Annotated in this window: 7 protein-coding genes; 1 reads left to right on the top strand and 6 read right to left on the bottom strand. The window is 65.8% G+C overall.

Annotated features, from left to right (window positions below; translation table 11 throughout):
• Nucleotides 1-39 precede the first annotated feature (39 nt).
• The 6 genes from ACFO3Q_RS16900 to ACFO3Q_RS16875 form a co-directional block, all read right to left on the bottom strand.
• Complete coding sequence (locus ACFO3Q_RS16900; RefSeq protein WP_377006074.1) at nt 40-1098, bottom strand: TolC family protein; 1059 nt, start codon at nt 1096-1098, stop codon at nt 40-42.
• Between the two features lie 56 nt (nt 1099-1154).
• Nucleotides 1155-1553 carry a hypothetical protein gene (locus ACFO3Q_RS16895; protein WP_066922019.1) on the bottom strand — a complete coding sequence of 133 codons (399 nt, stop codon included), beginning with the start codon at nt 1551-1553 and terminating at the stop codon, nt 1155-1157.
• 52 nt (nt 1554-1605) lie between these two features.
• Nucleotides 1606-2223, bottom strand: a complete 618-nt coding sequence (locus ACFO3Q_RS16890) for an SEC-C domain-containing protein (RefSeq protein ID WP_237392632.1) — start codon at nt 2221-2223, stop codon at nt 1606-1608.
• A 157-nt stretch (nt 2224-2380) separates the two neighbouring features.
• Nucleotides 2381-3415 (bottom strand): ACR3 family arsenite efflux transporter, encoded by a 1035-nt coding sequence (gene arsB, locus ACFO3Q_RS16885; RefSeq protein WP_024889930.1) that lies wholly within the window; start codon nt 3413-3415, stop codon nt 2381-2383.
• A gap of 13 nt (nt 3416-3428) precedes the next feature.
• On the bottom strand, nt 3429-3947 hold the full coding sequence (locus ACFO3Q_RS16880; protein ID WP_024889931.1) for an arsenate reductase ArsC: 519 nt from the start codon (nt 3945-3947) through the stop codon (nt 3429-3431).
• A 34-nt stretch (nt 3948-3981) separates the two neighbouring features.
• Nucleotides 3982-4314 (bottom strand): ArsR/SmtB family transcription factor, encoded by a 333-nt coding sequence (locus ACFO3Q_RS16875; protein WP_024889932.1) that lies wholly within the window; start codon nt 4312-4314, stop codon nt 3982-3984.
• 17 nt (nt 4315-4331) lie between these two features.
• On the opposite strand from ACFO3Q_RS16875, the gene arsH reads away from it, so the two are divergent.
• Nucleotides 4332-5087 carry an arsenical resistance protein ArsH gene (arsH, locus tag ACFO3Q_RS16870; RefSeq protein ID WP_024889933.1) on the top strand — a complete coding sequence of 252 codons (756 nt, stop codon included), beginning with the start codon at nt 4332-4334 and terminating at the stop codon, nt 5085-5087.
• The last annotated feature ends 154 nt before the right edge of the window (nt 5088-5241 follow it).

Genomic DNA, 5241 nt, shown 5'->3' with positions numbered 1-5241 from the left:
TTGGCTCCCGTCTCACGACTGGGACTCAGTCGAAACAACCTATTGAAGCTCCACACCTAGCCGCTGTGCTTCCAGGCGGGCCACTTCGAAGCGGCCATGCGCCTCAGCGAGGGTGGAGTAGAGCGACAGCCCCATGGCCTCCCGTTCGATTTCCAGCGCTGTCAACTCGGCGCGTGCGGCACGGATGCCCGGCTGTGCCCGGCGGGTGGTGCCCAGCGGGATCGAGACACTGCCGACCAAGCCGAAGTCATCGCCGTCCGCCATCCGTCGCACGCCCACCTGCCAGTCGAAGTCTGGGGTCGCTTCGCTGCGTGCCAGCTGCAGGCGCGCCTCGCCAATGCGCTGCTGGTCGACGAACTGCGCCAGCTCGGGAGTGCGTTGCAACCAGTCGGCGAGTACCGCGAAGTCCGCGATCTGGGGCACGGCGAGCAGATCGCCCCCGACGATCTCGAATGCGGGATTTCGCTCGCCCCACAGGGCCGCGAGATGCTGGCGGGCGGCCGCCTGACGTTGCCGGGCGCGAGCGCGATCCAGTTCCGACCGCGCGAGGGCGGCCTGGGCGGTGAGTACGACCGATTCCGGCGAAGCGCCGGCCTCGTGACGCCGGCGCGCCGCAACAACGGTGCGTTCGCGCTGGTCGACGTCCAACTGCGCAAGCTCGCCTTCGCGTTGCGCACCGACGACCGCCAGGTAGCGGCGGGCCACTTCGGCCAGGAGATCCAACCGCTGCGCTTCGCGCTCGATGGCCAGCGCGTCGATGCGGCTTTGCGCGAGCGTGCGGCGGGCATCGAGCTTGCCGCCGCGCTCCAGCACGGAGGCGAGGCTCAGCGTGATCTCGGCGCTGTCGAGACCGCTGGCCGGGCCGGGACCCAGCATGTTCTCGAGTTCGGCGCCAGCAACCAGCGCCGGGCGCAAGGAGGCTCGCTCCAACTCGGCTGCCAGGGCCTCATGGCGGGCGCCAAACAGGCGCAGATCGGGGTGTGTATCGGCAACGCGGAGGAAAGCGTCGTCCAGGGTGAGGGGGTCGGCGGCGTGCGTGGGGAATGCCACGGCACACACGGCGACGAACGCGGCCAGGGCCGCTGATCGCAAACGCATGGGGGTTGCTCCGGTGAATCGAAATGACGGGTGTCGGCGTCAGGCCGATGGCGCAGTCATCCGAAGATCGGAGGCTTGAACGGACTCGCTAGGCGTACGGCCGGTGGGAGCGACGCCTTCTCAATCACCAGCCGACCGGCTACCGGAAGAGCAGACAAGGACTCCAGGACAGGCATTGCGGCCGCAGCTGCGCCACAGCAATGTGCAAAATCCAGAAGCACGTGCAAGGTCTCCGATCCATCCTGATCGTGCGCACCTGTCGCGGTGAGCTCCGCGCCCATATCGTTGGCATGCGGGCCGTGGCTGTGCATGCCCGACGGGTCGTGTGCGAGCTCGTGCATCTCGCCGGCGGCTGTCATGACCGGTTGCAGCACCAATCCCAGCGCAACCAGCCCCAGCGCGAAAACGCGCAGGAGCGGGAACCAGCGGTGGCGGGGCAAGCGGACCATGACCACGCAGGGTACCTGCGGGCGAGGGGGTATACAATTTCGCTGAATGCCGCGAGGGCTACAGGGCGAAGGCGCGCTCCAGCTCGGGGCCATGGCAGCGCTTGTACTTGCGGCCACCACCGCACAGACACGGCTGATGATCGCGCAGCCCGGTCAGCAGCGCGTGTCCCAGGAACTGTTGCGCCTGCTGCAGCGGTTCGATCTCGTTCGCCGGGACACTGACATGGCCGTCGGCCGTCGGTACGCCCCGACTCAGCACGTGCGTGATCGCTTCGGACACCCCGATGAAGTGCCGGATCAACTGGTCATCGCGAACCGGCAGGCGCACGTTGTCGACCGTCGCGCCGGTGTAGCGGCGTCGCGGGTCAGACACGAAGAGGACCTTGGTTTCATGGTGGAGCTTGGGCGTGACATCGACCATCTGGCCGTCAGGGGACAGCCAGATCGCGTGAAACTCCGCTTCGACCATCACATGCGGCCATTCCCATAGCTGCCAACCGCAGAGCATGCGTCCGCCGTCCCGCGCGATCTTCGCCTCGACGTTAGGGAAGCACTCTTTTTCAAGCGCATCAGGTTCGGGCTCGACAACCATGTAGGTCGCCACGCCGCCAGGAACCACTCTCTGGACCAGCTGGCGAATATGTCGGGTTATCTGCGGCGGGGTGGTGGTGTGCAAGCGTCGACCCTCGAATGGCACCGGAGAGAGACCGGTCGGCCTGATGATGAAGTACTCTGATGGCGCCGAGAGGTCGGCATCACGAAACCGATGGGTTCTGAACTCTCAAACCAATTGATCGTGATCAGGTCAACGACACGGAAGTCCAGTCCATGCTCTACGACGCTTTGACCTGCCGCTCGTACCACGGGCGTGTGCCGTTGACGATCCTGACCACTGATAGCATCACGGGGACCTCGATCAGCACGCCGACCACGGTAGCCAGCGCCGCGCCGGAGTGCACGCCAAACAGGGCCACCGCCGTAGCGACCGCCAGCTCGAAGAAATTGCTGGCCCCGATCAGCGCCGACGGTCCGGCCACGCAATGGGCGACACCCAGCCTGCGGTTGAGCAGGTAGGCTAGCCCGGAGTTGAAGTAGACCTGGATCAGGATCGGCACCGCCAGGATCGCGATGATCAGGGGCTGCTCGACGATCTGCCTTCCCTGGAAGCCGAACAGCAGCACCAGCGTCGCCAGCAGTGCAACCAGCGAGACAGGTCCCAAACGAGCGAGCACCCGTTCCAGCCTGGCCTCGCCGCCGCGTACAAGCAGCCAGCGACGCAAGACGATAGCCACCGCCACCGGCAACAGGATGTAGAGGCCCACCGACAGCGCCAGCGTGTCCCAGGGCACGGTGATCGACGACAGTCCCAACAGCAGGGCGACCAGCGGTGCGAACGCCACCACCATGATGGCGTCGTTGAGCGCGACCTGGCTGAGCGTGAAGTTCGCGTCGCCGCGACACAGGTTGCTCCACACGAACACCATGGCGGTGCAGGGTGCGGCGGCCAGCAGGATCAGCCCCGCCATGTAGGAGTCGATCTGGTCCGCCGGGAGCCAGTCGGCGAAGACATGCCGCAGGAAGAACCAGCCCAGCAGGGCCATCGAGAACGGCTTGACCGCCCAGTTGACGAACAGGGTGACGCCGATGCCGCGCCAGTGCCTGCCCACTTCCCGCATGGCGCCGAAGTCGACCTTCAGCAGCATCGGGATGATCATCAGCCAGATCAGTGCGGCCACCGGCAGGTTGACCTTCGCGACTTCCATGCCGCCGAGGGCTGCGAAAGCATTTGGCAAGAAATGTCCCAGGCTGGTGCCGACCACGATGCACAGCGCGACCCACAGGGTCAGGTAGCGTTCGAACAGCCCCATGCGGGGCGCTGCCTCAGCCATGGGCGACCGCCTCGTCTTCAGGTTGTACGAAGCCGATGCGGTCGAGGGCCGCCTTCAACGCTTCACGGTCATCCCAGACCTCGGTCGGCAGCGCCAGCAGAGCCTGCAGTCGCGCCTTGACGATGCGGTGGGCCTGGCGGAATGCCTTCCGCTTGTCCTCGTCATCGCCTTCAACGGTTGCCGGGTCCGGGAGCCCCCAGTGCACGCGAAGAAAGTCCCCGAGCACGACGGGGCAGGTTTCGGCCGCGGCCGAATCGCAGACGGTCACCACCAGATCCATCGGTACCGCGTCCGGCGTCGTGAACTCGTCCCAGGACTTGCTACGCAGGCCTGCCGTGGCAATGCCTTCGGCCGCCAGTTGGGCAAGCGCCCAGGGGTTGACCGTGCCGGCCGGCTGGCTGCCGGCGCTGAAGACTTCGAAGCGGTGGCCGGCCCAGGCGCGGAGCGTGGCCTCGGCCAGCACGCTGCGCGCGGAATTGCCGGTGCACAGGAAAAGGACGCGACGCTTCATCGGGGCGGTTCCTCGAGTGACAGGTGGGAGAGGATCAACAGGCGCAGGCGGCCCCGGCACCAGGGGGGCAGCTCTCATCCGCGGAGCCCACGCAGCAGTTGTGGGTCAGGTAGGCGACCAGTTCGTTCATGGCTTCGAAGTTGGCGCGATAGCAGACGTTGCGCCCCCGGCTCTCGCTGCCGATCAGACCGGCATGGACGAGCTCCTTCAGGTGGAATGACAGGGTTGCGCCAGGGACGGCCAGTGCTTCCGCAATTTCACCGGCCATGCGGCCGTTGGGGCCGGCCTCGACCAGCAGCCGGAAGATCGCCAGCCGGGTGGCGTGGCCCAGCGCCGTCAGCGCAGCGATTGCCTGATTCGTTTCCATCATTCTAGAATAGTCGAATGAATAACGAACTGCAATCACCCGTGCTCCTCGACCTCCCTCATCTGGCCGCCGACCTGCTTCCCGGTCCTCGCCATGACGCGCTCGGCGTCGACGCGACGGCACCAGCGCCACGCATCCTTCTCTTGTACGGCTCCCTGCGACCGCAGTCCTACAGCCGCAAGCTGGCACTGGAAGCCGAGCGCATCCTGCGACACCTCGGCGCCGAAACCCGGGTGTTCGATCCGCATGGCCTGCCCATGCTGGACAGCGTCGGCAGCGATCACCCGAAAGTGCAGCAGCTGCGCGAATGGTCGCAGTGGTCGGAAGGCCAGGTCTGGGTGTCGCCCGAGCGCCACGGCACGATCACCGGCGTATTCAAGAACCAGATTGACTGGCTGCCGCTCGAGGACGGTAGCGTGCGACCCACCCAGGGACGAACGCTGGCGGTCATGCAGGTGTGCGGCGGCTCGCAGTCGTTCAACGTGGTCAACGCCCTGCGCGTGCTGGGACGGTGGATGCGGATGGTGACGATTCCCAACCAGTCGTCGGTCGCGAAGGCGTGGCAGGAATTTGACGACGCGGGGCGCATGCGCGCTTCGCCGTTCTTCGACCGGGTGGTGGACGTAATGGAGGAGTTGGTCAAGTTCACGCTCCTGGTGCGCGGGCGGAGTGATTACTTGGTCGATCGCTACAGCGAGCGGAAGGGTGCCGATGAAGCCCGTCGAGTGGCCAGAGAGTCGGGAGTTCTGGAAGATGTTCCAGCAGCGTCCTGATCTTGCGGGCTGCTTGCTCGCTGGCGATGATCATCAAGGTCGGTTGAGCGATCACCTCGCGCTGTTCTCAGTGATCAATCTTGTTGGTACCTGCATCATCTGAGCGCGACGGATGAACTGAAGCCGATTGACATCGTTTTCGTCGTAACGACGC

The sequence above is a fragment of the Coralloluteibacterium thermophilum genome, from assembly GCF_042654365.1.
Lineage (GTDB): Bacteria > Pseudomonadota > Gammaproteobacteria > Xanthomonadales > Xanthomonadaceae > Coralloluteibacterium > Coralloluteibacterium thermophilum.
The sequence above is the reverse complement of the archived record's forward strand: the minus strand, read 5'-3'. Positions and strand labels throughout refer to the sequence as shown.